The organism is Variovorax sp. 01T439_2, assembly GCF_056398445.1.
This window is the reverse complement of sequence record NZ_JBFTPJ010001029.1, coordinates 1-1,980: the sequence shown is the minus strand read 5'-3', so window position 1 is coordinate 1,980 and position 1,980 is coordinate 1. Positions and strand designations below refer to the sequence as shown.

The window sequence follows — 1,980 nt, the reverse complement described above, 5'->3', positions numbered from 1 at the left end:
GGTGTCGACCTCGCACCCGCTCGCCTCGCAGGCGGGGCTGCGCATGCTGCAGCAGGGCGGCAATGCCGTCGATGCGGCCATTGCCACCGCGGCCGTGATGACGCTGGTCGAGCCCGTGAGCAACGGCCTGGGCAGCGACGCCTTCTGCATCCTGTGGGACGGCAAGGAACTGCACGGCCTCAACGCCTCGGGCCCCGCGCCCAAGGCCTGGACGCCCGACTACTTCAAGGCCAAGTACGGCGCCGACGCCGCCACGCCGCCGATGCGCGGCATTGATTCGGTCACCGTGCCGGGCGCGGTGCGCGGCTGGGTGGCGCTCAGCGAGCGCTTCGGCAAGCTGCCTTTCGCCGACCTGCTGGCACCGGCCATCGACATCGCCGAGCGCGGCTACCTGGTGCCGCCGGTGGTGCAGCAGAAGTGGGCCGCGGCCACGCCGGTGCTGGCATCGGTGGCGGGCTTCGCGCAGACCTTCATGCCCTGGGGCCGCGCACCCGAAGTGGGCGAGCTGTTCCGCTTCACGGCCGCCGCGCGCGCGCTCAAGGCCATTGCCCGCACCAAGGGCGAGGCCTACTACAGCGGCGAGATTGCCGAGGCGCTTGCCAGGTTCTCGAAGGAGCAGGGCGGCTCGCTCACGGTGGCCGACCTCTCGGCCTACCAGCCCGAATGGGTCAAGCCGATCTCGCGCGACTACCGCGGCCACACGCTGCACGAGATTCCGCCCAACGGGCAGGGCATTGCGGCGCTGATCGCGCTCGGCATCTTGGAAAAGTTCGACATCGCCTCGCTGCCGGTCGACTCGGTCGCTTCGCAGCACCTGCAGATCGAGGCGATGAAGCTCGCCTTCGCCGACGTCTACCGCTATGTGTCGGAGCCATCGTCGATGACGGTGACACCCGCGCAAATGCTCGATGACTCCTACCTCGCATCGCGTGCGAGACTCATCGACGTGAAAAAGGCACAGGACTTCAAGGCCGGCAACCCCGTCAAGGGCGGCACCATCTACCTCACGGCGGCCGACGAGAGCGGCATGATGGTGAGCTTCATCCAGAGCAACTACATGGGCTTCGGCTCGGGCTGCGTGGAGCCCGAGTTCGGCATCAGCCTGCAGAACCGCGGCCATGGCTTCAGCCTCAAGGCCGAGAGCCCGAATGTCGTGGCGCCGGGCAAGCGGCCGTTCCACACCATCATCCCGGCCTTCCTCACCAAGGACGGCCAGCCGGTGATGAGCTTCGGCGTGATGGGCGGCAACATGCAGCCGCAAGGCCACATGCAGACGCTGGTGCGCATGCTCGACTACAGGCAGAACCCGCAGGCCGCATGCGACGCGCCGCGCTGGCGCTTCAATGCGGGGCTCGAGATCAACGTCGAGGCCGCAATGAACCCGGCCACGGTGCAGGGCCTGCGCGAGTTCGGCCACCACCTGGACGTGATCGACGACTCCTACCAGGACTTCGGCGCCGGCCAGTTCATCTGGCGCGCGGGCGATCCGTCGGTCGAAGGCTACGTGGCCGCCAGCGATCCGCGCCGCGATGGCCTGGCGGCAGGCTTTTGACGGCTACGCGATGATCGGGGAATGACCAAGTCCGCCGTACAGACCGGCATTCCCTCTTCTTCAGCCAGCGGCGCAAGGAGCCTTGCGCCCGGCCTCATCCTCGCCTCGCTCGGCGCGGTCGCGTTCAGCGGCAAGGCCATCATCGTCAAGCTGGCCTACCGCTACGGCGTGGATGCGATCACGCTGATCATGCTGCGCATGCTGTTCGCGCTGCCGCTGTTCGCGGTGATGGCGTGGTGGGCCGGCCGCGGCAAGCCCGCGCTCACCTTGCGCGACTGGTTCGGCGTGGCCGGGCTCGGCTTCTCGGGCTACTACCTGGCGAGCTTTCTCGACTTTGCGGGGCTCGCCTACATCTCGGCCAGCTTCGAGCGGCTCATTCTCTATCTCAACCCGGCCAGCTTCGAGCGGCTCATTCTCTATCTCAACCC

2 protein-coding genes are annotated in these 1,980 nt (G+C 67.8%); both read left to right on the top strand.

Annotated features, from left to right (window positions below):
- A partial coding sequence (locus tag AC1DOC_RS31430; RefSeq protein ID WP_478131309.1) for a gamma-glutamyltransferase family protein occupies window positions 1–1,552 on the top strand: 1,552 nt, incomplete at its 5' end.
- A 21-nt stretch (window positions 1,553–1,573) separates the two neighbouring features.
- A partial coding sequence (locus tag AC1DOC_RS31425) for an EamA family transporter (RefSeq protein ID WP_478131308.1) occupies window positions 1,574–1,980 on the top strand: 407 nt, incomplete at its 3' end.